27 protein-coding genes and 1 tRNA gene are annotated in these 23,172 nt (G+C 71.0%); 15 read left to right on the top strand and 13 right to left on the bottom strand.

All coding sequences use genetic code 11. From position 1 onward, the window contains the following. Position 1 precedes the first annotated feature (1 nt). Positions 2 to 1,273, top strand: a complete 1,272-nt coding sequence (locus B2W79_RS00480; protein WP_292785921.1) for a kynureninase — start codon at positions 2 to 4, stop codon at positions 1,271 to 1,273. Beyond that, positions 1,263 to 2,084 (top strand): PaaX family transcriptional regulator C-terminal domain-containing protein, encoded by an 822-nt coding sequence (locus tag B2W79_RS00475; RefSeq protein WP_292785920.1) that lies wholly within the window; start codon positions 1,263 to 1,265, stop codon positions 2,082 to 2,084. Before B2W79_RS00480 ends, B2W79_RS00475 begins: the two co-directional genes overlap by 11 nt. Here B2W79_RS00475 and B2W79_RS00470 read toward each other — a convergent pair. Then, complete coding sequence (locus tag B2W79_RS00470) at positions 2,081 to 2,572, bottom strand: FBP domain-containing protein (protein WP_292785918.1); 492 nt, start codon at positions 2,570 to 2,572, stop codon at positions 2,081 to 2,083. The two genes, B2W79_RS00475 and B2W79_RS00470, sit on opposite strands and share 4 nt — an antisense overlap. 291 nt (positions 2,573 to 2,863) lie before the next feature. Here B2W79_RS00470 and B2W79_RS00465 point away from each other — a divergent pair, with 291 nt between their 5' ends. Next, complete coding sequence (locus tag B2W79_RS00465) at positions 2,864 to 3,211, top strand: hypothetical protein (protein WP_292785916.1); 348 nt, start codon at positions 2,864 to 2,866, stop codon at positions 3,209 to 3,211. A 21-nt stretch (positions 3,212 to 3,232) separates the two neighbouring features. Here B2W79_RS00465 and B2W79_RS00460 read toward each other — a convergent pair whose 3' ends face one another. Further along, entirely contained in the window at positions 3,233 to 3,634 is a 402-nt protein-coding gene (locus B2W79_RS00460; RefSeq protein ID WP_292785914.1) for a hypothetical protein, read from the bottom strand. Positions 3,635 to 3,844: 210 nt separating this feature from the next. Here B2W79_RS00460 and B2W79_RS00455 point away from each other — a divergent pair, with 210 nt between their 5' ends. Continuing rightward, complete coding sequence (locus B2W79_RS00455; RefSeq protein ID WP_370670658.1) at positions 3,845 to 4,033, top strand: CsbD family protein; 189 nt, start codon at positions 3,845 to 3,847, stop codon at positions 4,031 to 4,033. Between the two features lie 69 nt (positions 4,034 to 4,102). Here the strand turns inward: B2W79_RS00455 and B2W79_RS00450 are convergent, their stop codons facing one another. Next, positions 4,103 to 4,267, bottom strand: coding sequence for a hypothetical protein (locus B2W79_RS00450; protein WP_164498167.1), 165 nt, complete (start codon positions 4,265 to 4,267; stop codon positions 4,103 to 4,105). Between the two features lie 121 nt (positions 4,268 to 4,388). On the opposite strand from B2W79_RS00450, the gene B2W79_RS00445 reads away from it, so the two are divergent. The 6 genes from B2W79_RS00445 to B2W79_RS00420 all read left to right on the top strand — a co-directional run bounded on the left by B2W79_RS00445 (position 4,389) and on the right by B2W79_RS00420 (position 9,396). Further along, entirely contained in the window at positions 4,389 to 4,655 is a 267-nt protein-coding gene (locus tag B2W79_RS00445) for a DUF7218 family protein (RefSeq protein WP_025102516.1), read from the top strand. Positions 4,656 to 4,660: 5 nt separating this feature from the next. Then, positions 4,661 to 5,737, top strand: coding sequence for a carboxylate-amine ligase (locus B2W79_RS00440; RefSeq protein ID WP_292785910.1), 1,077 nt, complete (start codon positions 4,661 to 4,663; stop codon positions 5,735 to 5,737). A 38-nt stretch (positions 5,738 to 5,775) separates the two neighbouring features. Beyond that, positions 5,776 to 7,182 carry an MFS transporter gene (locus tag B2W79_RS00435; RefSeq protein ID WP_292785908.1) on the top strand — a complete coding sequence of 469 codons (1,407 nt, stop codon included), beginning with the start codon at positions 5,776 to 5,778 and terminating at the stop codon, positions 7,180 to 7,182. Next, positions 7,179 to 8,042: an endo alpha-1,4 polygalactosaminidase gene (locus B2W79_RS00430; RefSeq protein ID WP_292785906.1), complete on the top strand. Its 864-nt coding sequence runs from the start codon at positions 7,179 to 7,181 to the stop codon at positions 8,040 to 8,042. The genes B2W79_RS00435 and B2W79_RS00430 overlap by 4 nt, the downstream gene beginning before the upstream one ends. 104 nt (positions 8,043 to 8,146) lie before the next feature. Continuing rightward, positions 8,147 to 9,193 (top strand): iron-containing redox enzyme family protein, encoded by a 1,047-nt coding sequence (locus tag B2W79_RS00425; protein ID WP_071329049.1) that lies wholly within the window; start codon positions 8,147 to 8,149, stop codon positions 9,191 to 9,193. Then, positions 9,190 to 9,396 carry a CDGSH iron-sulfur domain-containing protein gene (locus B2W79_RS00420; RefSeq protein ID WP_292785903.1) on the top strand — a complete coding sequence of 69 codons (207 nt, stop codon included), beginning with the start codon at positions 9,190 to 9,192 and terminating at the stop codon, positions 9,394 to 9,396. Before B2W79_RS00425 ends, B2W79_RS00420 begins: the two co-directional genes overlap by 4 nt. Positions 9,397 to 9,403: 7 nt before the next feature. Here B2W79_RS00420 and B2W79_RS00415 read toward each other — a convergent pair whose 3' ends face one another. Further along, positions 9,404 to 10,183 (bottom strand): YggS family pyridoxal phosphate-dependent enzyme, encoded by a 780-nt coding sequence (locus B2W79_RS00415; protein ID WP_292785901.1) that lies wholly within the window; start codon positions 10,181 to 10,183, stop codon positions 9,404 to 9,406. Positions 10,184 to 10,255: 72 nt separating this feature from the next. On the opposite strand from B2W79_RS00415, the gene gabT reads away from it, so the two are divergent. Beyond that, entirely contained in the window at positions 10,256 to 11,599 is a 1,344-nt protein-coding gene (gene gabT, locus B2W79_RS00410; RefSeq protein ID WP_292785899.1) for a 4-aminobutyrate--2-oxoglutarate transaminase, read from the top strand. Here the strand turns inward: gabT and B2W79_RS00405 are convergent. Beyond that, positions 11,583 to 12,263 (bottom strand): HAD-IA family hydrolase, encoded by a 681-nt coding sequence (locus tag B2W79_RS00405; RefSeq protein WP_292785897.1) that lies wholly within the window; start codon positions 12,261 to 12,263, stop codon positions 11,583 to 11,585. The genes gabT and B2W79_RS00405 overlap by 17 nt on opposite strands. A gap of 26 nt (positions 12,264 to 12,289) precedes the next feature. Here B2W79_RS00405 and B2W79_RS00400 point away from each other — a divergent pair, with 26 nt between their 5' ends. Further along, on the top strand, positions 12,290 to 13,003 hold the full coding sequence (locus tag B2W79_RS00400) for a glutamine amidotransferase (RefSeq protein ID WP_292785895.1): 714 nt from the start codon (positions 12,290 to 12,292) through the stop codon (positions 13,001 to 13,003). A gap of 65 nt (positions 13,004 to 13,068) precedes the next feature. Here B2W79_RS00400 and B2W79_RS00395 read toward each other — a convergent pair whose 3' ends face one another. Continuing rightward, complete coding sequence (locus B2W79_RS00395) at positions 13,069 to 13,614, bottom strand: carboxymuconolactone decarboxylase family protein (RefSeq protein WP_071329055.1); 546 nt, start codon at positions 13,612 to 13,614, stop codon at positions 13,069 to 13,071. Positions 13,615 to 13,736: 122 nt separating this feature from the next. Between B2W79_RS00395 and B2W79_RS00390 the strand changes: the two genes are divergently transcribed. Continuing rightward, complete coding sequence (locus tag B2W79_RS00390) at positions 13,737 to 14,588, top strand: AraC family transcriptional regulator (protein ID WP_071329056.1); 852 nt, start codon at positions 13,737 to 13,739, stop codon at positions 14,586 to 14,588. Positions 14,589 to 14,590: 2 nt separating this feature from the next. Here B2W79_RS00390 and B2W79_RS00385 read toward each other — a convergent pair whose 3' ends face one another. From B2W79_RS00385 to B2W79_RS00370, 4 genes are all read right to left on the bottom strand, one after another. Then, positions 14,591 to 15,703 carry a DegT/DnrJ/EryC1/StrS family aminotransferase gene (locus tag B2W79_RS00385; protein WP_071329057.1) on the bottom strand — a complete coding sequence of 371 codons (1,113 nt, stop codon included), beginning with the start codon at positions 15,701 to 15,703 and terminating at the stop codon, positions 14,591 to 14,593. A gap of 44 nt (positions 15,704 to 15,747) precedes the next feature. Further along, positions 15,748 to 15,818: transfer RNA gene (locus tag B2W79_RS00380), tRNA-Cys, on the bottom strand. 13 nt (positions 15,819 to 15,831) lie between these two features. Next, positions 15,832 to 17,079 (bottom strand): aminotransferase class I/II-fold pyridoxal phosphate-dependent enzyme, encoded by a 1,248-nt coding sequence (locus B2W79_RS00375; protein WP_292785891.1) that lies wholly within the window; start codon positions 17,077 to 17,079, stop codon positions 15,832 to 15,834. Continuing rightward, complete coding sequence (locus tag B2W79_RS00370; RefSeq protein WP_292785889.1) at positions 17,076 to 18,431, bottom strand: aminotransferase class I/II-fold pyridoxal phosphate-dependent enzyme; 1,356 nt, start codon at positions 18,429 to 18,431, stop codon at positions 17,076 to 17,078. Before B2W79_RS00370 ends, B2W79_RS00375 begins: the two co-directional genes overlap by 4 nt. Before the next feature lie 182 nt (positions 18,432 to 18,613). On the opposite strand from B2W79_RS00370, the gene B2W79_RS00365 reads away from it, so the two are divergent. Continuing rightward, positions 18,614 to 19,303 carry a DedA family protein gene (locus tag B2W79_RS00365; RefSeq protein ID WP_292785888.1) on the top strand — a complete coding sequence of 230 codons (690 nt, stop codon included), beginning with the start codon at positions 18,614 to 18,616 and terminating at the stop codon, positions 19,301 to 19,303. Positions 19,304 to 19,360: 57 nt separating this feature from the next. Here the strand turns inward: B2W79_RS00365 and B2W79_RS00360 are convergent, their stop codons facing one another. The 3 genes from B2W79_RS00360 to B2W79_RS00350 all read right to left on the bottom strand — a co-directional run bounded on the left by B2W79_RS00360 (position 19,361) and on the right by B2W79_RS00350 (position 22,330). Then, positions 19,361 to 19,846: a universal stress protein gene (locus B2W79_RS00360; protein ID WP_292785886.1), complete on the bottom strand. Its 486-nt coding sequence runs from the start codon at positions 19,844 to 19,846 to the stop codon at positions 19,361 to 19,363. Positions 19,847 to 19,890: 44 nt separating this feature from the next. Further along, a complete protein-coding gene (locus tag B2W79_RS00355) occupies positions 19,891 to 21,324 on the bottom strand; it encodes an MFS transporter (protein ID WP_292785884.1) in 1,434 nt (477 codons plus the stop codon). A 133-nt stretch (positions 21,325 to 21,457) separates the two neighbouring features. Further along, entirely contained in the window at positions 21,458 to 22,330 is an 873-nt protein-coding gene (locus tag B2W79_RS00350) for a phosphotransferase (protein WP_292785882.1), read from the bottom strand. Between the two features lie 52 nt (positions 22,331 to 22,382). Here B2W79_RS00350 and B2W79_RS00345 point away from each other — a divergent pair, with 52 nt between their 5' ends. Continuing rightward, entirely contained in the window at positions 22,383 to 23,168 is a 786-nt protein-coding gene (locus B2W79_RS00345; RefSeq protein WP_071329062.1) for a DNA/RNA non-specific endonuclease, read from the top strand. The last annotated feature ends 4 nt before the right edge of the window (positions 23,169 to 23,172 follow it).

Here is a 23,172-nt window from a genome sequence, read left to right as displayed (position 1 = left end):
CATGACCGACCGCTCCGCCGATACCGCCCTCCTCGACGCCGCCCGCGCCCTGGACGAAGCGGACCCACTCGCCGCGCACCTCGACGCGTTCGTCGAGGCCCCGGGCGTCACCGCCTACCTGGACGGCAACTCGCTCGGCCGCCCGCTGCGCGACGTGCCGGAGAAGCTCGCCGCCTTCGTGCGCGAGGACTGGGGCACCCGCCTCATCCGCTCCTGGGACGAGCAGTGGATGGCCCTGCCGATGGAACTCGGCGACCGCATCGGCGCCGTGACCCTGGGCGCGGGGCCGGGGCAGACGGTCGTGTCCGACTCCACGAGCGTCCTCATCTACAAGCTCATGCGGGGGGCCCTTCGACACGCTCAGGGACCCAGCGGCGCGGCTCAGGGGCCCACGGGGCGGACGGAGCTCGTGATCGAGGAGGGGAACTTCCCCACCGACCGGTTCCTTGCCGAGGGCGTCGCGGCGGAGATGGGGGCCACGCTGCGCTGGATCACGCCCGATCCGGTGCACGGCGTCACGATCGACGACGTCGCGGCCGTGGTCTCCGAGCGGACGGCGCTCGTCTCGCTCAGCCACGTCGACTACCGCTCCGGCGCCCTCGCCGATATGCCCGGCATCACGGCCGTCGTCCACGAGGCCGGGGCGCTGATGATGTGGGACCTCTGCCACTCGGCGGGCGTCGTGCCGATGCAGCTCGACGACTGGGGCGTCGACATGGCCGTCGGCTGCACGTACAAGTACCTCAACGGCGGCCCGGGATCGCCCGCGTTCGCCTACCTCCGCCACGACCTGCAGGGCCTGCTGCGGCAGCCGATCCAGGGATGGTGGAGCGCCGCCGACATCTTCGCCATGGGCCCGGAGTACGTCCCCGCCGACGGCATCCGTCAGCTCCTCAGCGGCACGCCGCCGGTGACCTCGATGCTCGCGATGCAGGGCATGATCGACCTCATCGAGCAGTCGGGGATCGACGGCGTGCGCGCGAAGTCGGAGTCGCTCACCGCGCTCGCGGTCCGGGCGTACGACGAGCTGCTCGCGCCGCTGGACGTCCGCCTGCTCAGCCCTCGCGACCCCGCGCGACGCGGCGGACACATCACGATCGGCCACCCCGACTTCCGGGAGGTCACCCGGAGGCTCTGGGCCGACGGCGTCATCCCCGACTTCCGCTTCCCGGACGGGATCCGGCTCGGGCTGTCGCCGCTGAGCACCTCGCACGCCGAGACCGTGGCCGGGGTGCTCGCGGTCAGGGATGCGTTGGAGTCCGGTGTCTCCTGACCCCGCGGCGCCGGTCGTGCTCGATGACATCGACGCCCGCCCCGGCAGCACCGCCTCGCTCCTGCGCACCCTGATCGGCCTGTATCTGCGCCCGCTCGGGGGCTGGATCTCGGCCGCCGATCTCGTGGCGCTGGCCGCCGATCTCGGCATCCCCGCCGCTCCCGCCCGGACGGGCATCGCCCGTCTCAAGCAGAAGGGCCTGCTCCTGCCGGAACGCCGCGACGCCGTCGGCTACCGGCTGAGCCCGGCGGCCGTGCCGATGCTGGAGCGCGGCGACCGCCGGATCTTCCGGATGCAGGAGATGACCGACGACGATCCGTGGTGCCTCGTGTCGTTCTCGATCCCGGAGAGCGCGCGCAGCGTGCGCCATCAACTGCGCCGTCGACTGCACTGGATCGGCGCCGGTGTCGTCTCCCCCGCCCTGTGGATCTGTCCCGGGCACCTCAGGAAGGAGGCGGAGCAGATCCTCGACGAGCTGGATGCCCGCCGCTGGGCGACCCTGTTCGACGCCTCGGCCCCGGCCCCGGCCGGCACCCTGGCCGAGGCCGCTGCGGCGTGGTGGGACCTGGACGGGCTGCGCGCCGAGCACGAGGCCTTCCAGGCGTCGCTCACGGCCATGCCCGATGCGCCGTTCCCCGCGTACGTGCACCTCATCGACCGGTGGCGGGTGCTGCCCTACACCGATCCGGGGCTGCCCCCGGCGATGCTGCCGGCCGACTGGCCGGGCGGACGCAGCTTCGAGGCGTTCGCCCGACTGTCGGCGGCGTGGGCGGCCCCCGCCCTCGCGCATGTCCGCGCCGTGACGGCCTAGGCGGTCCTGGCGACCTCGCGCACGAATCCGGTCACGTGCTCCTGCAGCCGCAGGATCCGCATCTCGCGCGCGAGCTCGCGGTCGTACCCCGGATAGGCCAGCGGCGGGAGCGTGCGCACCGCCGCGTTGCAGCCGAACTCCGCGCACGCGAGAACGCCGACCGTGTCGCCCTTGCGACCGGCGGCCCCGGCGCGTCGGGCCACGTACAGCTGCACGTCGTTGCGGAGCGTCACGTCCTCGCACCACGAGCACTGGGCGCGGGCGAGCACGCGCTGCTCGGCACGCTGCAGCACGACGCCCACGGGCTCGTCGTCGATCCAGACGACGACATAGGCGCGCCGCGGCAGCTTCGGGTCGACCCAGCCGAGGTAGTCGAGTCGGTCGAAGTCGGTCTCGGCGAAGCCGGGCGGCACGGTGATGTCGGAGACCTCCTTGCGGGAGGCGTTGCAGAAGGAGGCGCGCACGGCGCGCTCGTCGATGGGACGCATGAGGGAAGAGCTTTCGGTGTGATCGCCGGAACGGCGAGACGGATCGGAGGATCACCCGGACGATGCCGGGGTACGACGCAGCACCGGGGACGGGGTTCCGCCTCCGGCCGATCCTCAGCCTCTGCCTGCGGCGCTGAACGCGCCTGCAGCTCCGCTCCGCGCCCCGAGGGCGCTCATCGACGACAGCACCCGGCGAGCCTACACCTGTTTGTTTCGTCGCGTGTCGAGAGCGCTGCGGGATCCCGACCTCGTCGGCGTACTCTGGCCGGACGCCGATCCGAAGGAGTCCCCGTGTCCACGCCGCTGCACCGCCGTCCGCCCCTCGAGGTGCGTGAGCGTGCGACGTGCATGTGCCGGAACGGCGGCCGCTGCTCCTCCTCGGCCCCCGGCCACGCCCTGCACCTGATTCAGGAGCGCCTCGCGGCGGCGACCCCGGCGCGATGGGCGGACGCGTTCGTGACCGAGGCGGATCCGGTCGCCGGAGACCTCGTCGTCCGCACGCTCGACGGCACCACCCACACGCTGTGGAACGGCTCCGGCGCGGCGCTGGAGGCCGCCGTCGGCAGCCCGGTCGCCCTCCACCTCGACTACGCCGTGCTCGCCGTCGGGCGCACCCGCTTCAACGTCGCCGTCGTGTGAGGATGCACTGACCCCCTCGGGTCAGGCGCTCGCCATCATCATGTCGCGGACCGCCATGCAGGCGTTCATGCAGGCCTGGCACGCCTGAGCGCACAGGCGGCAGACGTCGCTGTGATCGGCGTGCTGCATGCACTCGTCCATGCACATCTGGCACATCGCGATGCAGGCGTCCAGCATCGCCATCATCGTGGCCGGGGTCATCCCCTGCACGCGGAGCATGGATCGCATCATCGTGTGACACATGTCCGCGCAGTTCATGCACGCGGGGGCGCAGTCCATCTCCTGCGTCGCGCACACGGTGCAGGCCTGCTCGCAGGCCGCACACGCGTCCATACACGCCTGCAGCACCGACATGTCCATCATCGCCATGTCCGGCATCGACTCCATGTTCTTGGACATGGCACCCATCATCATCGCGTCCATCGCACACCGCTCCCTTCGTCGAGGACGACGGGCAGGACACCCGCCTGGCGCCAGGCTAACCCCTGGGTGGGACGGGAGTCGATGGGGGCGGAACGCTGACACGCCGCTCGGTGAATGTCAATCCCGTGGACGGACCGCGCGCCCGGTGCGACGCTCGAAGAGCAATCGATCCGTCCAGGAGAGGAGCCTCTTATGAGTGGCGCAGATGACATGAAGAATTCCGCTGAGAAGCTGGGTGGCAAGGTCAAGGAAGGCTTCGGCAAGCTGACCGACAACGAGAAGCTCGAGGCCGAAGGCCAGGCGGATCAGGTCAAGGCCGACGCGAAGCAGGCCGGCGAGAACGTGAAGGACGCCGCGGGCAAGGCCGGCGACAGCGTCAAGGACGCGTTCAACCGCTGATCCCCCACCCGCTAATCCCATGAAGAGGGGGAGGCTCGCCGATGGCGAGCCTCCCCCTCCGCACTCGGGTCAGACCTTGCGGCTGCCGGTGATCGCTCGGATCAGCCAGGCGATCACGGCGATGGCCAGGAGCACCAGACCGACCCACAGCAGGAACTGGAGCGACTGCACCAGTCCTCCGGTGATCGCGAGGATCACGGCGATGACGATGACGATGATCAGGAGGATGTTCATCGGTCTTTCCCTTCTCTGGGGGCGCGGGCGCCCGACTGCGGTGACCTCACGCTAGACCCGAACCACACCCTCTCTGGAGGGGGTTGACTTCGACCCTCCCGATGCGCGAAGGAGCAGAGCAATGCCAGGACGACGCAACAACTCCCTGAAAGATCCGGAGCTGTACGAAGAGCTCCGCGACGACGGGGCTTCGAAGGAGAAGGCCGCCCGCATCTCGAACGCCGCCGCACGAGACGGCCGCAGCTCGGTCGGCCGCCGCGGCGGGAAGCACGGGGACTACGAGGACTGGACCGTTCCCGAGCTGCGCAAGCGCGCCAAGGAGCTGGGCCTCACCGGCTACAGCGGCAAGCGCAAGGCCGAGCTCATCTCCGAACTGCGAAACCACTGACCCGGATGACGCGCTTCGGGATCGAGGAGGAGTTCCTCCTGCTCGACGAGGATTCGCTCGTCCCCGTCGCCCTCAGCGGTGACATCCTGGAGCGCATCGGCGATGACGTCATCGCCGGACGCGTGACCACCGAGTACCTGGCCTCGCAGGTCGAGGCCCTCACCGATCCGGTGCGGACCGGCGCCGAGGCCGTCCAGCAGCTGACGGCGATGCGCACGGCCATCGGCACGCAGGCACGCGCCCGGCGCGCGATCGCGGCGCCGACCGGTTCTCCGTTCACCACTCTCCGCTCGCCGCGCGTCTCGCCGTCGGCGCACTACGACGACGTCGCGCGGCGGCTCGCGCACCTCACCCGCGAACACGAGGTGAACGGTCTGCACGTGCACGTCGAGGTGGCGGACGAGGAGGAGCGGGTCCGCGCCCTGAACCGTCTCCGCGCCTGGCTGCCGCTGCTGCTCGCTCTCAGCACGAACAGCCCGTTCGGCAACGGTCTCGACTCGGGATTCGCGAGCTGGCGGAGCATGCTCATCCGCCGGCTCCCCTCGTCCTGGTGTCCGCCCCGGTTCGCCGACCTCGACGACTACCGGGCGCGCGTGGACCAGCTCCTCGCCCTCGGGACCATCGGCGAGGCCACCTCCCTCTCGTGGGCGGTGCGCCTCTCGGAGCGCTACCCGACGGTCGAGGCGCGCGTCGCGGACACTCAGCTCACTGCGGAGGACGCCGTTCTCTCCGCACTGCTGACCCGCGGGATCGCCCTGTCGTCCGGGCAGCGGATCGTCGCCGACGAGACGGAGGCGATCGACGCGTCGATCTGGATGGCGTCGAGAGCGGGGATGACGGCCCGCATCGTGGATCCGCTCACCGGAGAGGTCTGCCCGGCCTGGACCGTGGCGGAGCACCTGATCGACGACATCGGGCCGGTGCTGGACGACCTCGGCGATGCGGCCGCCGTGCAGGAAGGTCTCGACCGGATGCGGGCCGACGGGACCGGTGCGGCCCGTCAGCGCGCGGCGCACGCACGGGACGGGCTCCCCGCGCTCCGACGGCTCCTGCAGGGAGGTACCGGAACTCCGGCCGACTGACCGGCCCTCGCGTCCGTCGCCCGGAGTAGGGTCGGCCTGTGTCATCCTTCGCCCCGCTCCAGCGGCTCGTCATCGCGATCGCCGTGCTGGCCTCGTTCGTCACGTTCCTCGACGGGACTGTGGTGAACGTCGCCCTTCCCGCCATCAGTGAAGAGCTCGGCGGGGGGATCACCACGCAGCAGTGGGTCGTCGACGCCTACCTCATCACCCTCAGCGCGCTGATCCTGCTCGCCGGCTCCCTGTCCGACGCCTACGGACGGGTGCTGGTGATGCGGATCGGCCTCATCGCCTTCGGCATCGCGTCCGTCGCCGTCGCCGCCGCGATCGACCCGCTCATGCTCATCGTGGCTCGCGGGGCGCAGGGGGCGGCCGGAGCCCTGCTCGTCCCCAGCTCCCTCGCGCTCATCACCGCGACCATGCGCGGCGACCTGCAGGCAAGGGCCATCGGCGTCTGGACCGCCTTCACCACGGCCGCCCAGCTGGTCGGCCCCCTGCTCGGCGGACTCTTCGTCGACTTCCTGTCCTGGCGCTTCGTCTTCCTCATCAACGTCCTCCCCATCGGGGTGACGCTGGTGCTGCTCGCCCGCCTGCATCTACCGGAGCACCCGCGAGGCGTCCGCGTGGACTGGTGGAGCGGAGCACTGTGCGCGCTGGGTCTGGGCGCCATCGTCTTCGCCCTCATCGAGCAGCCGAACCTCGGATGGACCTCCCTCGCGATCTGGATCCCCGCCGTGGTCGGGGCCGTGCTCTTCGCCGTCTTCCTGTGGCGCCAGGGCCGCTCGGCCACACCGCTCATGCCGCTCTGGCTGTTCCGGGTGCGCGACTTCGGGTGGGGCAACCTCGCCACGCTCTTCGTGTACGCCGCGCTCTCCCTCAACGGCTTCGTGGTCGGCGTCTACCTCCAGCAGGGGGCGGGACTCAGCGCCACGGCGGCCGGGCTCGCGAGCCTGCCGATGACGATCCTCATGATCCTGCTGAGCTCCCGCGCCGGCGGGTGGGCGGGGCGCTGGGGCCCGCGCATCTTCATGACGATCGGACCGCTGATCATGGCCGTCGGCGCATTGATGCTGCTGACCGTGAACGCCACCTTCGACTACTGGGCGCAGGTGCTCCCGGCCATGATCGTGATGGGTCTCGGTCTGTCGCTCACCGTCGCCCCGCTGACGGCCGCGATCCTCGGGGCCATCGACGAGAACCACTCCGGCATCGCCTCCGCCGTGAACAACGCCGTCTCCCGCGTCGCGGGTCTGCTGGTGGTCGCGATGCTGTCGACCATCGTCGGGGGCACGCTCGACCTCGACGGTTTCCACAACGCAGCATGGGTCACGGCGGCGCTCCTCGTGCTCGGCGGCGTCGTGTCGTGGATCGGCATCCGCCGGAACCCCTCGGAGACGGCGGCCCCGCCCGTCGGCGCTCCCGCGCAGCCGACGCCTCAGCCGCGATGAGCGTCCCGCGTCCGCGGCGCCGTCGAAGGACGACACACCTCTCCCTGGCGGCGTCGGTCGCGGTCGGGGTCTTCGCTCTCGCCGCCTGCACCGCGCTGCCCGCTCCCCCCGCGGAGGGAACGGGGTCGTCGGCCGATGTCGCACTTCCTCCGACCGGCGCCCTTCCCGACTACCAGCTCGGCGGCGCCTACGATCCGCCCGAGGGGGTGGGCATCGTCGGGCGCGACCGCAGCGCGGAGCCGGCTGCCGGCCTCTACTCCGTCTGCTACGTCAACGGCTTCCAGACCCAGCCGGGCGAGCTCGACGCCTGGCCCGACGACCTTCTCCTGCGCGACGGCGACGAGGTGGTCTTCGACCCCGATTGGCCCGACGAGGCCCTCCTGGACACCGGCAGCGCGGCGCAACGATCCCGCATCGCCGAGATCGTGATCCCGTGGATCGAGGGCTGCGCGGACTCCGGCTTCCAGGCGGTCGAGTTCGACAACCTCGATTCGTTCTCGCGCTCCGGCGGCGCCCTGAGCCTGGACGACAACCTCGCGCTCGCGGAGCTTCTCGTCGACGCGGCGCACGGTGTCGGGCTCGCCGCCGGGCAGAAGAACGCGGCCGAGCATGCGGACGTCCTGAAGGAGCGCGCGGGCTTCGACTTCGCCGTGACGGAGGAATGCGCCGCCTACGCGGAGTGCGGTGCGTACACCGCGGTCTACGGGGCGCACGTGATCGACATCGAGTACACGGATCAGCTCCCCCGGCCGTTCACTGAGATGTGCGCCGACCCGGACACCCCGGCGTCGACCGTGCTCCGCGATCGTGACCTCGTCACTCCGGACGATGAGGGCTATGTGTTCGCCGGGTGCCCGTGACGACGGGCGCGCATGCCTGCCGACCGGCTCGGCGTCAAGTCCCTGGTGGTCTCCGCTCGCGCGCGTGAGGATGCGGGTGATCGATCCGATGGGAGCCCCTCCTCATGACCCTCTCCACCCTCGACGCCGACACCGCCGTCGCCTTCTCGCCGCGCGGCCCCCTGTCGAGCGCCGTCCTCGGCGTCCTCACGGGTCGCGGTGACGACGCCGCGACCCTCCCCGACCTCGCCGCCGCAGCCGTCGCCGCGAGCGACGACGTGGTCCGGGATGACGACATCCAGCTCGGCCTGTTCGTCCTCTACGCGTCGTCCTACGGCTCGCTTCCGCAGCTGGATGCGAGTCTCGAGTGGGATGCCGGGGTGGTCACGGCACGCCGCATCCTCGAGGACGCCTTCGAGGCCGCACTGCGTGACACCGTGCCGGTGCCCGAGCTTCCCGAACCCACGGTCGACGCCGTCGGTCGCGCCCTGTTCGCCCTCGCCGCCGCGGACACCGGCCCCAGCCTGTCCCGGCACATCGCCCGGAAGGCCACCCGCGAGCAGGCCGAGGAGTCCCTGATCCTGCGATCGGTGTACACGTTGCGGGAGGCCGATCCGCACTCCTGGGCGATTCCGCGGCTGACCGGCCGCCCCAAGGCCGCGCTCGTGGAGATCCAGTCCGACGAGTACGGCGGCGGCCGACCCCAGCGGGTGCATGCGGAGCTCTATGCGCGGGCCCTGCGCGCCGCAGGACTCGACGACACGTACGGCGCCTATCTCGACGACGCCCCGGCGATCACGCTCGCCTCGCACAACATGATGAGCCTGTTCGGACTCAACCGCCGGCTCGTCGGCGCCATCGTCGGCCATCTCGCCGCATACGAGATGACCTCGTCGATCCCCTGCCGGTTCTACGCCGACGGCCTGCACCGGCTGGGGTTCGCCGACGAGGTCGCCGCGTACTTCGAGGAGCATGTGGAGGCCGACGCGGTGCACGAGCAGATCGCCGCCCGCGACCTCGCGGGCAGCCTCGCCGAGGACCGTCCGGAATTGCTGGCGGACATCCTGTTCGGCGCGGCCGCGTGCCTCACGGTCGACGGGTGGGCCGGAGCCCACACCCTGGACGCCTGGACCGAGGGTCGCTCGGCGCTGCGGGAGAGGACGACGGCATGAGCGGTCGCGAGGAGCCGGTCACGGTCACCGCGTACTCCGACGGCCCGCTGCTCGTGCGCGGGGAGATCGAGCTGCGCGCGAGCGACGGCACGGTGATCGATCCTCGGCGCCGCACGGTGGCGCTGTGCCGCTGCGGGCTCTCCGCACTCAAGCCGTTCTGCGACGGCACGCACAAGGCGGCCGGGTTCCGCACCGAGGACTGAGCCGGGGTCAGCCCTCCGGCCAGTAGTGACTGTCGGGGACGGATCGCGCGCCGAAGATCGCCTGCCCGACGCGCACGCACGTCGCGCCCTCCTCGACGGCGATCTCGTAGTCGCCGGACATGCCCATCGACAGTGCACCGTCGCCGATGAGTTCGGGAGTCTCGTCGCGCGCCCTGTCGCGGAGCGTGCGCAGGAGCGCGAAGCACTCCCGCACCCGGGCGTCGTCGGGCGTGAGCAGCGCGAGCGTCATCAGGCCACGGACACGGAGGGCACCGTAGGACGGCAGGGCCTTCAAGAAGCCCGGCAGCTCCTCCGGAGGCATCCCGAACTTCGAGTCCTCGGCCGAGGTGTTCACCTGCACGTACACGTCGAGGCTGCGGCCCGCGGCCTGCAAGCGCCGGTCGAGGGCCTCCGCGACGCGGAGTCGGTCGAGCGCCTGGAACTCGGCGGCGAAGGAGGCGACGTCTCTCGCCTTGTTCGTCTGCAGGTGACCGATGACCACCCAATCGACGTCGAGGTCGGCCGTCTCCCGGTTCTTGCGTACCGCCTCCTGCACCTTGTTCTCGCCGAGACGACGCAGGCCGGCACCGATGGCCACCCGCACCCGATCGGTCGGGACGGTCTTGCTCACGGGGAGCAGGTGCACCGCAGCGGGTTCGCGTCCCGCCCGCTCGGCGGCGGCGTCGATGCGCGCACGCACCGCCGCGACGTTGGCCTGGAAGTCGGCGGCGGTGAACGCCGTCGGGTAGCGATCGGCGCCGTCCTCCGCGGGTTCGAACTTTGACATAGGTCAAAATCTAACATAGCTTCGGGACCACGTCGCACGTCCGCCGACACCCCCTCACGAAGGAGCCTGCCCATGTCCGCACCCGGCCTGTTCTCCGACACCTCGCTGTCGACTCCGCGCCTGCGCACCGAGGTGCCGGGGCCGCGGAGCCGCGCCCTGCACGAGCGCCGGCAACGCGTCGTCCCTCGCGGGGTCGGCAGCGTGCTGCCCGTCTACATCGAGCACGCCGACGGACCCTGGGTCACCGACGTCGACGGCAACCGCTTCCTCGACCTCGGCAGCGGCATCGGCGTGACGACGATCGGCCACACCAACCTCGCCGCCGTCACCGCCGCGACGGAGCAGCTCGATCGGGTCACGCACACGCTCTTCACCGTCACCCCCTACGAGGGGTACGTGCGCCTCGCCGAGCTGCTCGCGGAGAGGGTCCCCGGCACCCACGAGACCCGCACGGCCTTCGCGAACTCCGGGGCGGAGGCCGTCGAGAACGCGGTGAAGATCGCCCGACGGCACACCGGGCGTCGCGTCGTCGCCGCCCTGGACCACGCCTTCCACGGGCGCACCAACCTCGCGCTCGCGATGAACCACAAGGCGGCGCCGTACGGGACCGGGTTCGGCCCGTTCGCCCCCGACATCCACCGCGTCCCCAATTCCTACCCGTACCGGGACGGACTCGACGGCATGGAGGCCGCGGCGCGCACGATCGCCCATCTGGAACAGCGCATCGGCGTCCACGACCTCGCCGCCGTCATCGCCGAGCCCATCCAGGGCGAGGGTGGCTTCGTCGTTCCCGCCGCGGGCTACCTGCCCGCCCTGCAGGAGTGGTGCACCCGGAACGGCGTGGTGTTCATCGCCGACGAGATCCAGACGGGCCTCGGGCGCACCGGGACGTGGTTCGCGAGCACGCATTTCGACCTCGTGCCGGACCTCGTGCTCACGGCGAAGGGCATCGCCGGCGGGCTGCCCCTGGCGGGAGTGACCGGCCGCGCCGAGGTCATGGACGCGCCCGACCCCGGCGGTCTCGGCGGCACGTTCGGCGGCAACCCGGTCTCGATCGCCGCCGCCCTCGCGGTGTTCGACGAGCTCGAGCACGGGACCTTCTTCGCGGACGCCCGACGGATCGGCGCCCACCTGTCCGCGCGGCTCGAGGGGCTGCGCGCCCGTCACGCCGTCATCGGCGACATTCGCGGGATCGGCGCCATGCAAGCCTTCGAGCTGAGCACGCCAGGTACGACACGACCGCTGGCCGGGGCTGCGTCCATGATCGCGGAGTTCGCCGCCCAGCGCGGCATCCTGCTGCTCACCGCCGGGAGCGACGGCAACGTGATCCGCTTCCTGCCGACTCTCACGACGACGGACGAGCAGCTCGACGTCGCGGTAGACGTGATCGACGAGGCCCTCAGCGCGCTCCGTTGACCGCCCGGAGACGCAGCGCCTCCCCCCTCCACCGCACCCGGGAAAGGTCCTGCACGACGAGGTCGGGGTGGGCTGTCGCAGAGGCTGCGCCCACCCCGACCACGAACCCCGCGCCGGCCGCCCTCGCCGCACGGATCCCCGGAGCCGAGTCCTCGAAGACCACGCAGTCCCCCGGGTCCCTCCCGAGCAGACGCGCGGCGCGGAGGTAGGGGTCGGGCGCAGGCTTGCCGCGGTCCACATCCTCGGAAGCGACGAGCACGGTAGGCGTCGGGATGCCCGCTCCGCGCATCCGCGCGGTCGCGACGGCCCTGTTGCTGCTCGTCGCGACCGCCCACCGGTCAGGCGGCAGTGCGGCGAGCAGGGCGGCAGCCCCGGGGATACCCGCCGTGGCCGACGCAACGTCGAGCTCCCGCGCGAGGAGGTCGGCCGTCGCCTCGTCCACCCGCTCCGGCTCCACGAGCGTGGCGACCACCTCACTCGGCCGCATGCCATGCGGGGCGTCTCGGAGAAAGTCGAATCCCGGCGCATACCGACGGGCCCAGGCACCCCACGCGATCGCTGCCGAGGGGACGGAATCAACCAGCACCCCATCGCAGTCGAACAGGATCCCCGTCGTGCGCACGATCACCTCGGCGCCCTGAACCTCGTGTGCTAGTTTTGGCATAGGTCAAATCTATCCAAGGAGAGTGCATGTCTGCGTCCCGCGCGCCCCGAACGGCCGTCGCCGTCCGCCACGTCCCCTTCGAAGACCTCGGCATCCTCGCTCCCCTGCTGGCGGAGCGCGGCTACGAGACCACCCTCCTCGATGCCGGCATCGACGAGCTCGACGCGGACACCGTCTCAGGAGCGGACCTGCTCATCGTCCTCGGCGGACCGATCGGGGTGTACGACGACGATCGCTACCCCTTCCTGCGCTCCTCGAAGGCCGCCGTCGCGGCGCGACTGGACAGCGGCGGCGCCACGCTCGGCGTCTGCCTGGGCGCGCAGCTCCTGGCCGAGTCCCTGGGCGCAGCGGTCCGGCCGACCGGGGCGGTCGAGATCGGCTTCGGTCCGATCGCATTGACCCCCGAGGGCCGCGAGTCCGTCCTGGCCCCTCTCGACGGCGAGCCCGTGCTGCACTGGCATGGGGACGAGTTCGCGATCCCCGCCGGCGCGCAGTCCCTGGCGCACACCCCCGGCTTCCCCCATCAGGCCTTCGCAGTGGGGCGCACTCTCGGCCTCCAGTTCCACCTGGAAGCCGACCACCGCGCCATCGAGCGCTGGCTCATCGGCCACGCCCACGAACTGCATCACCACGGCATCGACCCGCGGGGGATCCGGGAACAGGCACGCACGCTCGGCCCCCGACTCGAGACACTCGCCACCCGCGTCCTCACCGACTGGCTGGATGCGGTCGAGGTCTAACGAGAACGCCCGGGCAGCGGAAGAGGCCGGACCCCCAGCGAATCCGGCCTCTGCTCCCCTCGACCTCAGGCGGCGCGACGCAGCGGCACCGTCGGGAAGTCGATCGGCACGTCGAGCGCGATGTTCACGTAGTTCGTGAAGAGGTTCAGCGCGACCTGGCCGATGGTCTCGACGATCTGCTCGTCGTTCCAGCCGTGCGCGCGGAGGGCGTCGACATCGGCGGAGGTCACCTGGCCACGCTCCTCGACGAGCTTGAGCGCGAAGGCCAGCAGCGCCGCGGTGCGCGGGTCGTCGGAGGTGCCTTCCTGCGCCTCGGCGAGGACCTCCTTCGACAGGCCGGCCTTCCTGCCGAGCGCGGTGTGCGCGGCAAGGCAGTAGCCGCACGAGTTGCGGTTCGCGACGGCGACGGCGATCTGCTCGCCCAGGGCCGCGCCGAGCGTGCCCCCACCGTAGGCGCCGAACGCGCTCCACATGCTGGTGAGCGCGGCGGGCGAGTTCGCGACCGCACGGAACATGGCGGGAACGGCGCCGAAGGCGGAGCCGATCTGCTCGAGCTGGTCCTTGACGGGGCCGGTGGCGGTCTCACGGTCGACGAGAGGGACGTTGGGCATGGGTTGCTCCTTTGTTTCGGGACGGGCCGGGTTCGGCTTCTCCTTAAGCTTTCCGCAAAAGAAAGTACGATACGCATCTTTTGGTCTTGCGTTCATCACATATCGTCCAGAAGAATGGGGGTATGCCGCCGCTCGACCGCCTCACTCCACTGCTCGACCGTTTCCGCGTGCGCAGTCGCCTGTTCCATACCGGACCGCTCTGCGGCACCACCGCCTTCGCGGCGAGCGCGGGACACGGCTTCCTCCACGTGCTGCGTCGCGGCGAGATGGAGGTGACGCACCAGCGCCCTGACGGCCGCACCGAGCGCGAGACGATCACCCGCCCCAGCCTGCTGTTCTTCCCCCGCCCGATCGATCACACCTTCCTCAACGCCCCGACCGAGGAATCCGACTTCGCCTGCGCGACGATCGACTTCGACGGCGGAGCGACGCATCCCCTGGTCCGCACCCTCCCGTCCGTGATCGTCCTTCCGCTCGACGAGGTGTCCACCCTCGGCCCGGCGCTCGACCTCCTGTTCGCCGAGGTCGACAACGTGCGCTGCGGACGCCCCCTCCTGGCCGACCGCATGTTCGAGGTCGTCCTCATCCAGCTCCTGCGCTGGATGCTCGACCACTCCGGCGATCTGACCCTGCCGCCGGGGCTGCTGCCCGGCCTGGCCGACGAGCGCCTCGCCCCGGCGCTCGTGGCGATGCACGAGGCGCCCGGCGAACCGTGGACGCTCGACTCCCTCGCGCGGACCGCAACGATGTCGCGCAGTGCCTTCGCGGCGCGCTTCAAGGACGTCGTGGGCCGCGCGCCAGGCGACTACCTCACCGAGTGGCGCCTCACGATCGCTCAGGAGCAGCTCCGCGCGGGGATGTCGGTGAGCGCTGTCGCCGCCGACCTCGGCTATGCGAGCGCCTCTGCCTTCTCCCGGGCGTTCACCCAGCGTCTGGGCCGCTCCCCCCGCGCCTGGCTCGGCCTCGCCGCCTGAAGTCAGCCGCCGGCCGACATCACCGCCGCGACCCCCGTCACGATCCGGTCGAGATCCCCGGCCGTGAGCGACGGGTGCACGGGAAGGGAGAGCACCTGCTGCGCCGCGCTTTCCGTCTCCGGCAGCTCATCGGTCGGAGCGAAGCGCGCCAGCGAGGGCAGCCGATGGTTCGGGATCGGGTAGTAGACGCCGGAACCCACCCCGTGCTCGTCGCGGAGAGCGTCGCGTACCCGGTCTCGCTCCCCCGCGGCGATCCGCACCGTATACTGGTGGTAGACGTGCTCGGCGCCCTCCGCGACCGCGGGCACCGTGAGGCCGTCGATGCCGGCGAGCGCGGCGTCGAGGAACGCGGCGTTCCCCTGTCGCTGCCGGGTCCAGGCGGCGACCCGCCCGAGCTGCACCCGACCGACTGCGGCATGCACCTCGCTCATCCGGTTGTTGTAGCCGACGACCTCGTTCGCGTACTGCGTCTCCATGCCCTGGTTGCGGAGCAGACGGATACGGCGCGCCACCTGCTCGTCCGCACAGGACACCATGCCGCCCTCGATCGCCGTCATGTTCTTCGTCGGATAGAGGCTGAACATGCCGAACGTGCCGATGGTCCCCGCCGGCCTCCCTCGCCACGCCGCGCCGTGGGCCTGCGCAGCATCCTCGTAGATGGCGAGACCGTGGTCGTGAGCGACCTCCTCGATACCGTCCACGAGGAAAGGGTGCCCGTACAGATGCACGGGCATGATGCCCTTCGTGCGGGCGGTGACCGCGGCACGGACCCGGGTCGGATCCAGGGTGAAGTGCGTCGGTTCGATGTCGACGAACACCGGCGTCGCTCCGGCCAGCACCACGGAGTTCGCGACCGCCGCGAAGGTGAAGGAGGGCACGATCACCTCGTCGCCCGGCCCCACACCGGCGGCGAGCAGTCCCAGGAGCTGCCCGCTCGTACCGGAGTTGACCGCGACGGTGGTGCGACCGTCCACGAACTGGGTCGCGAACTCGCGCTCGAACGCCGCCACCTCGGGGCCCTGCGCGAGCATCCCACTGCGGAGCACCCGTTCGACGGCTGCCACCTCGTCGTCGCCGATGAGCGGCGCGGCGGCCGGGATGAAGTCCTTCTGCATGGAGATGCCCTTCGTCGGGAACGGCTCGTCGAGAGCCGGATCGGAGGTGGAGGCAGGAATCGAACCTGCGTACACGGTCTTGCGGACCGCGACCTGGCCACTCGGTCACTCCACCGGGTCAGGTGTCCTCACGCGCCGGGCGGCGAGTACCCCTGCAGGAAGCGGCCGAAGCGCTGCACCGCATCGACCAGGGTCTCCGTCTCGGGCAGGAAGGCGATGCGCACGTGGTCGGTGTCGGCACCGTTGAAGGCGCGACCGTGCACGAGAAGGACGCGTTCCGCATCGAGGAAGTCGAGCACCAGGCGCTCGTCGTCGCGGATGCCGTAGACCTCAGGGTCGAGGCGGGGGAAGAGGTAGAGACCACCGCCCGCCTCGTGCACATCGACGCCGGGGATCGCGCGGAGCGCCGCCGTGGCGGCGTCGCGTTGCGCCGTCAGCCGCCCGTCCGCCGAGACGAGCGCATCGAGCGATGTGTCGTGCCCCAGTGCGGCCGTGATCGCATGCTGCGCGGGCACCGAGGCACACATCCGCATCGACGCCAGCAGCCGGAGGCCGGACAGGAACGGATCGTCCGCAGCGAACCCGGTCGCCAGCGCCCAGGCGGCCCGGTACCCGGCGACGCGATGGGTCTTGGACAGTCCGGCGAAGGTGATGCACGGCACGTCGGGGGCGACCTGCGCTGTGGAGACGTGCGTGAACCCGGGGTACACGACCCGGTCGTAGATCTCGTCCGAGAGCAGCAGCAGACCGTGGCGACGGGCCAGCTCCGCGATGCCCTCCAGCGTCTCCCTGGGGTACACGGCCCCGGTCGGGTTGTTCGGATTGATGACGACGACGGCGACGGTCCGGGGGCCGATCGCAGCCGCCATGGCATCGAGGTCGGGAAGCCACCCGGCCTCCTCCACACAGGGGTAATGCACGGGCTCGCCCCCGGCGAGGACGGTCGATGCGGTCCACAGCGGATAGTCGGGACTCGGGATCAGGACTTCGTCGCCCGGCTCCAGCAGCGCCTGCAGCGTGAGGCCCACCAGCTCGGACACGCCGTTGCCGACGGTCACCGCCTCGATCCCGAGGGACGGGAAGCCTGCCCGCCGTGCGTAGTGCGCGCGGATCGCCTCCCTCGTCTCCGGCAGCCCCGGGGATTCCGAGTATCCGTGGGCATGCGGAAGTGCCTCGCGGAGAGCCTCCACGATCACCGGCGGCGCCTCGAACCCGAACGGCGCCGGGTTGCCGATGTTCAGGCGCAGGATCCGTTCACCGCGGGACTCCAGCTCGGCCGCACGCGCGGCGACCGGGCCACGCAGGTCGTAGAGCACGCCGTCGAGGCGCGAGGATCGCCCGACCCGGAACGCGCTCCCGGCGTCTCCGGCCGTCATCCGTCCCCCTCGGCCGATGCCGGACCGGAGGCGGCGGCCACGTCGTCGGCCAGGCGTCGCAGGTCGGCGTCATCGAGGTCGTGCACGGTCAGCCGCAGGTGATGTTCACTGGCGGATTCGTCCTCCAGCGCGAACTCCGACCCCGGTCGCACGAGCCATCCGCGGTGCGCGAGCCGCGTGGCGACGACCCCCGCATTCTCCCGGACGTCGATCCACACGTTCAACCCGCTCTCCGCGGCGACATCCAGCCCTCGAGCGGACGCGAGGGCTGCGAAGGACCTGTTGCGCGCGGCATACCGGGCGCCTGCCTCCGCGACCAGCCGGTGCACTCCCTCGTCGCGCAGCATCGTCGCCGCGAGCTGCTGCATGACATGGCTCACCCACATGGTGCCGGGACTGAGCCGAAGGGCCAGCCGCTCAGCGGTGACCGGATCGGACGCCGTGAGGGCCAACCGCATGTCGGGGCCGAGGAACTTGGAGACCGACCGCACCAGCGCCCAGCGCTCCTGGGCGGGCCCGATGATGGTGGCGTACGGAGTCGGGGAGAGCAGCGAGAAGTGGTCGTCCTCGATCACCAGGACGTGGGGGTGCGGAGCGAGCACCTCGCGGAGCTCCTCGGCGCGGGCGGGAGTGATGCTGGCGCCGGTGGGGTTGTGGGCGCGAGGCGTGCAGATGATCGCGCGCACGCCGCTCTCCAGGGCCTCTCGGACACCCTCCACCGTCATCCCCTCCTCGTCGACCGGTATCGCGACCGGGGTGTAGCCGGCCAACCGCGCGGTCTGGATGCTGGACAGGAAGCACGGATCCTCCAGGCCCACCCGGTCGCCGTGCACGAGCGTCTGGGCCAGCAGGCGCTCCACCGCGTCGACCGCGCCCGCGGTGACCGTGAGCCGGAAGGGACGAGGCTGATCCTCCGCGATCCATCGGGTCCCCCACTCGGCGAGCTCGGCATCGATGACGGATTCGCCGTAGAGGACGGGATGGGGACGCACGGTCGCGAGAGCGGCGACGAGGTCGGGCAGCAAGGCGGCCTGGGGGTTGCCGTTGGCGATGTCGCGGAGTGCCGTTCCGGGCGTGAAGCCCTCATCCGGCGTGGCTGCAGGGCCGAGCACGGTCGTCCCGGTGCGCCCGCCGGTGGTCGCGATGCGGGCGGTGACGAGTGCGCGATAGGCGGCAAGGACGGTGTTGCGATTCACGCCCAGCCGCTCGGCGAGAGTGCGGACCGGGGGCAGACGGTCCCCCGCGACGAGCGTCCCCCGCTCGACGAGGTCGCGCACGCTCTCCGAGATCTCCGCGGCGGTGACACCGCTGATCGCGTCGGTGTCGCCGTCTCTGCTCTCCGCCGTGGCCATGACTCGACGGTAGGGGAGATTTTGACCTATGTCAAAATCCGGAATCGGTCGTTCCCGTCCGTCCCGCTGCCCGACGCACGCAGGCGGAGTTCAGGTACACCGGATACCGTTCAGGAGCGATCGGTCCCCCGGACCGCCCCCGCATCCCGCACGATCACCGCGATCCCCCGACAGAGGACACGATGACCCCCGGCACTTCGCCCCTCGCCGCTTCCGCCCCCGGCTACGACGGCTTCATCGGCTGGGTGCTCAGCCTCATCGAGACCCTCGGCGAGGTCGGTGTCGGTCTCGCGGTGCTCATCGAGACGTTCGTTCCCCCCATCCCCTCCGAGGCGATCCTCCCCGCAGCGGGCTTCCTGGCGTACGACGGGCGGATGAACGCCTGGGGCGCCTGGGCCGCAGCCACCATCGGCGGACTCGTCGGTGCGTGGCTCTGGTACGCGCTCGGCGCCGCGGTGGGCCGGGACCGCACGCGGCGCATCGTCGGGCGCATCCCCCTCCTCGACCACGACGACTTCGACAAGGCCGAGGCGTTCTTCGCCCGCTGGGGAGGCGGCGCCGTGCTGTTCGGCCGCTGCGTGCCTCTCGTGCGCTCCTTCATCTCGATCCCGGCAGGGATCGAGCGAATGGCCCTGTGGAAGTTCACGCTGTACACGCTGGTCGGCTCGGCGGTCTGGAACGGCATCTGGATCGGCCTGGGCTTCGCCTTCGGCCCCGCCATCCGGCCGATCCTCGAGCAGTGGAGCGGCGTGATCTCCGACGTGGTCGTCGGCCTGCTCATCCTGCTGCTCCTGGCGTTCGTCGTCCTTCGCATCCGTCGCCGCATGCGCGAGGCCGCCGCACGGCGCGCAGAGGACAACGGAGCGGCCTGAGCACCCTCCGTCCGGCGGCTCCACAGAGAAGTCCGCCGAGACGAAGGGCACCGGGACTCAGCCCCTCGGAGTGCCAGAACGAGCCGCGGCGGCGACGTCGGAGGGGATGACCAGCGTCGGCCTCGTGGCATGGTGGAGGACGTTCGCGGAGGTGCTGCCGAGCACCGTCGCGGCGAGCCCCCGTCGACCCCGCGAGCCGAGGACGATGAGCGTGCTGTCGCGTTCCTCCGCGGCGGCGATGATCGCCTCCGACGCGGAGACGACGCTGGACGACACCAGCGGTTCGGCGCGGAGGCCGAGCGTGCGGGCGAACTCCGCTCCTTCAGCCGCGACCTGCTCCGACGCGTCGAGGAGCGCCGCGTCCACGTCCTCCAGTCTCTCGAGCACCGGGTGCCCCTGAAGGTGCGCCGCAAGACCCTCCATCGGCTGCCGGGCGAAGAAGATCACGGCCTCCGCCCCCGGGAACAGAGCCGCAGCGGCCTGCACCGCGGTGCGGGAGTTCGGGGATCCGTCGTAGGCGATCAGGACTCTCGGAAAGGACATGGTGTTCTCCTTCGTTCGGCGGGGCAGTTCCGGTTCCGCGGTGTTCACAGCGTGCGGGTGGAGATCGTCTCCACCGTCCGGTCGGGTCGGCGGGTGCGGAAGAGCACCGCGACGAGCAGGGCTCCGACCAAAGCGATCCCTCCGGCCGCGACGAACGCCGCGGAGTATCCGGAGGTGAGGGCCACGGCGTCGCCCAGGTGGCTCGCGCCGAAACCTGCGGCAACCGCCGACACCGCCGCGAGGCCGATCGCCGAACCGACCTGATAGCTCGTGTTGACGATGCCGGAGGCGAGGCCTCCCTCCTCCGGCGGTGCGGCCGAGATGGCCACCTGCAGGGAGGGGATGAACGCGAGCGCCTGCCCGAAAGCGACGACCAGCGACGGCCCGAAGGCATCGACCCAGTAGTTCCCGTCCGGGCGGATGAAGGCCATCCAGCCGAGGCCGGCGGCGAGCACGACCAGACCCAGGACGATGGGCACCTTCGGCCCGAACGCGGCGATCACCCGTGGAGCCAGCACGATCATCCCGAGCATGATGAGAGCCGTCATCGGCAGCAGGGCGGCTCCGGCGGGGAAGGCGCTGAATCCGAGCACCTGCTGCAGGTAGAGGTTGAGGAAGAACCACATCGGGATCCACGCGGCGCCGAGCAGCACCTGCGCGAGGTTCGCCGCACCGAGATTCGGCGACCGGAAGATCGACAGGCGCATGAGGGGTTCCCGCTTCACACGCTGGATGATCAGGAAGAGCACGAGCAGGACGACACCGGCGCCGATGGCGATCCAGGTCTCAGCCGCCACCCACCCGACGACCTCGGCGCGCACGATGCCGTAGACCAACGCGGCGAGCCCGAGGGTCACGGTGAGGGCCCCGAGGACATCGACGGAGCCCTTCGCGCCGAGGGCACCGCCGGGAAGCGCACGCCACATCAGGGCGAGGACCAGCACCGCGATCGGGACGTTGATGAAGAACACCCACGGCCAGGAGGCGAACTCGGTGATGACGCCACCGAGGAACACGCCCGCGGTACCACCGGCCGGCGCCGCCGCCCCGTAAAACGCCATCGCCTTCGTGAGCTCGCGCGGGTTCTGCCCGAACAGCATCATCAGCAGCGTGAGCGCGGCAGGCGCGATGAGGGCGGAGCCGGCGCCCTGCAGCACTCGGCCGACGAGTTCGGTGACGACGTCGCCGGCGAACCCGGCCACCAGGGACCCTGCTCCGAGGATGACCCACCCGGTCGCGAACATGCGTCGCGGCCCGAACAGATCGGACAAGCGCCCGCCCAGGAGCAGGAGGCCGCCGAGGGCGATCACATAGGCGTTGAAGACCCAGGAGAGGGTGTTCGGGGTGAACCCGAGATCCTCCTGCATCCGCGGCAGCGCCACGCCGATGATGGATGCGTCCATGATGACCATGAACTGCGCCAGGGCGATGAGGGTCAGCCCCCACCAGCGCGCGGGACTTCTCGTTGACGATGACACGTCGTGCTCCATTTCCGTCGGGAGGAGGCGCCGAACGACGCCTCTCGTGTTAATACCCTAGGGGGGTACGGTATTCCCGACAAGCGGAGGGACCATCGCCGTGAGCAGTCGCCGGAACCCTCAGCGCTTGCGATCAGGGCCGCTCGAACGCGCCGAGGCGCCGAAAGAACCATTCGTCGTCCCACCAGCCGGTCGCGCGCGCATGCTTGACGTCGTCCCAGATCCGGAAGAGGCCACGCCGCTCTGAGGCCCCGCGGGCGAGTGGACGACGGGCCGCTGCGCGCTCCCAGAGCCGGAGCCCCTCGGCCCCGTCGGCGAGGTGGAACAGGTCCAGCTCGCGGTGCGAGTACCGCGCGGCACCGGGATCGATCACTCCCGTCAACACGAACCCCTCCGGATCGACGAGGAAGTTGCCGGCGTGGCAGTCGTCGTGGATGAAGACGGGAGAGTCATCGGCGAGCGGACGGAGGAGGTCGGGCACCGCGCGTGCCGTCACACGGATACGCTCCCGGAGTCCTGGGTCGATGTGATCCGCCCCCTCGAGCCAGGAACCGAGGTCACGGACGTCCGCGGAGTAGCTGGCGAGGAAGCTGGGATGGGTGCCGCCGCGGAGGTCTTCGAACGCGGGCCCCTCCTGCGCATGCCAGTGGGTCACGACGTCCACGACCTGCTCGGCGAGAGCGTGCGCCGCCGCGGACGACGGCTCCGGCGTGGCTTCGGCGAGGGGCACTCCCGGCACATAGGTCTGCACCATGACCTCGCGGTCGCCCTCACGCCGCAGCGAGATCAGCTCCGGCACAGCGATCCCCGGCGGCGTCATCCGGCCGAGCGCGGCGAGGGCCACCGCCTCCCGCGCTGCGGTCCCCGGGCGATGGAAGGCCTTCACCACCCGGCGCCCGCCGGCGATGTCTTCGACACGGACGGTCGCATAGAACCCTTCGAAGACCTGCATCGACGCCCTCCCCGCGAACTCCGTCTCGCCCTGATCCTCGAACGTAGTCGGCACGCGACAGTCGGGAAAGCGCGGCGGTGTCGGCGGGGCAGGGCACGATGGGGTCATGACGGACGGCTACGACCCCGGGTTCCTCGGCATCCCGCTCCCCCTGCCCGCGCCTCCGATGACGGTGCGCACCCTGCCGGCGCCGCGGTTCACGGTGCTGCTGGACCCGGAGCGGCGGCTCGCCGCGGTGACAGCCGTCACCATCGACGGCGCCCGCCTGCGGGATCTCCCCCGGACGGGTGAGTGGCATCTTGACCCCCGGGTTCCCGAGGAGGAGCAGGCGGGGCCCGCCGTCTACGCCGGGAACGACCTCGACCGCGGGCATCTCGTCCGTCGCCGCGATCCGGGCTGGGGCGAGCTCGCCGACGCGCGCGCGGCCATGGAGGCCACATTCACCTACCCCAACGCCGCGCCGCAGGCCGCCGTCTTCAACCAGTCGAAAGACCTCTGGCTCGGACTGGAGGATCACGTGCTCGTGTATGCGGAGACCACCGCGCAGCGCCTCACGGTGTTCACCGCCCCCGTGCTCGACGAGGCCGACCCGCCGTATCGCGGCATCCGAGTTCCTCTGCGCTACTGGAAGATCGCAGCCTGGAATGCCGGGGGCCGACTCGCCGCCGCCGCGTTCCTCCTCGACCAGTCCGCGCTCGTGGACACCCGGGAGGGTGCTCTCGCCGTCGCGTCGCTCGAAGCCTTCCGCACCTTCCAGGTGCGGGTCGCCGAGGTGTCCGCCCTCACCGGGATCGACCTCGGCCCGCTGTCCGACGCCGACGTCCTCCCCCGACGCGGGATCCGAGAGAGCGGATGGCGCCCGCTGCACACGGCCGACGACATCGTCGTGTGACAGC

This window comes from Microbacterium sp. UBA7513 (assembly GCF_002478345.1).
Taxonomy (GTDB): domain Bacteria; phylum Actinomycetota; class Actinomycetes; order Actinomycetales; family Microbacteriaceae; genus Microbacterium.
This window is presented reverse-complemented; position numbering and strand designations above follow the sequence as displayed.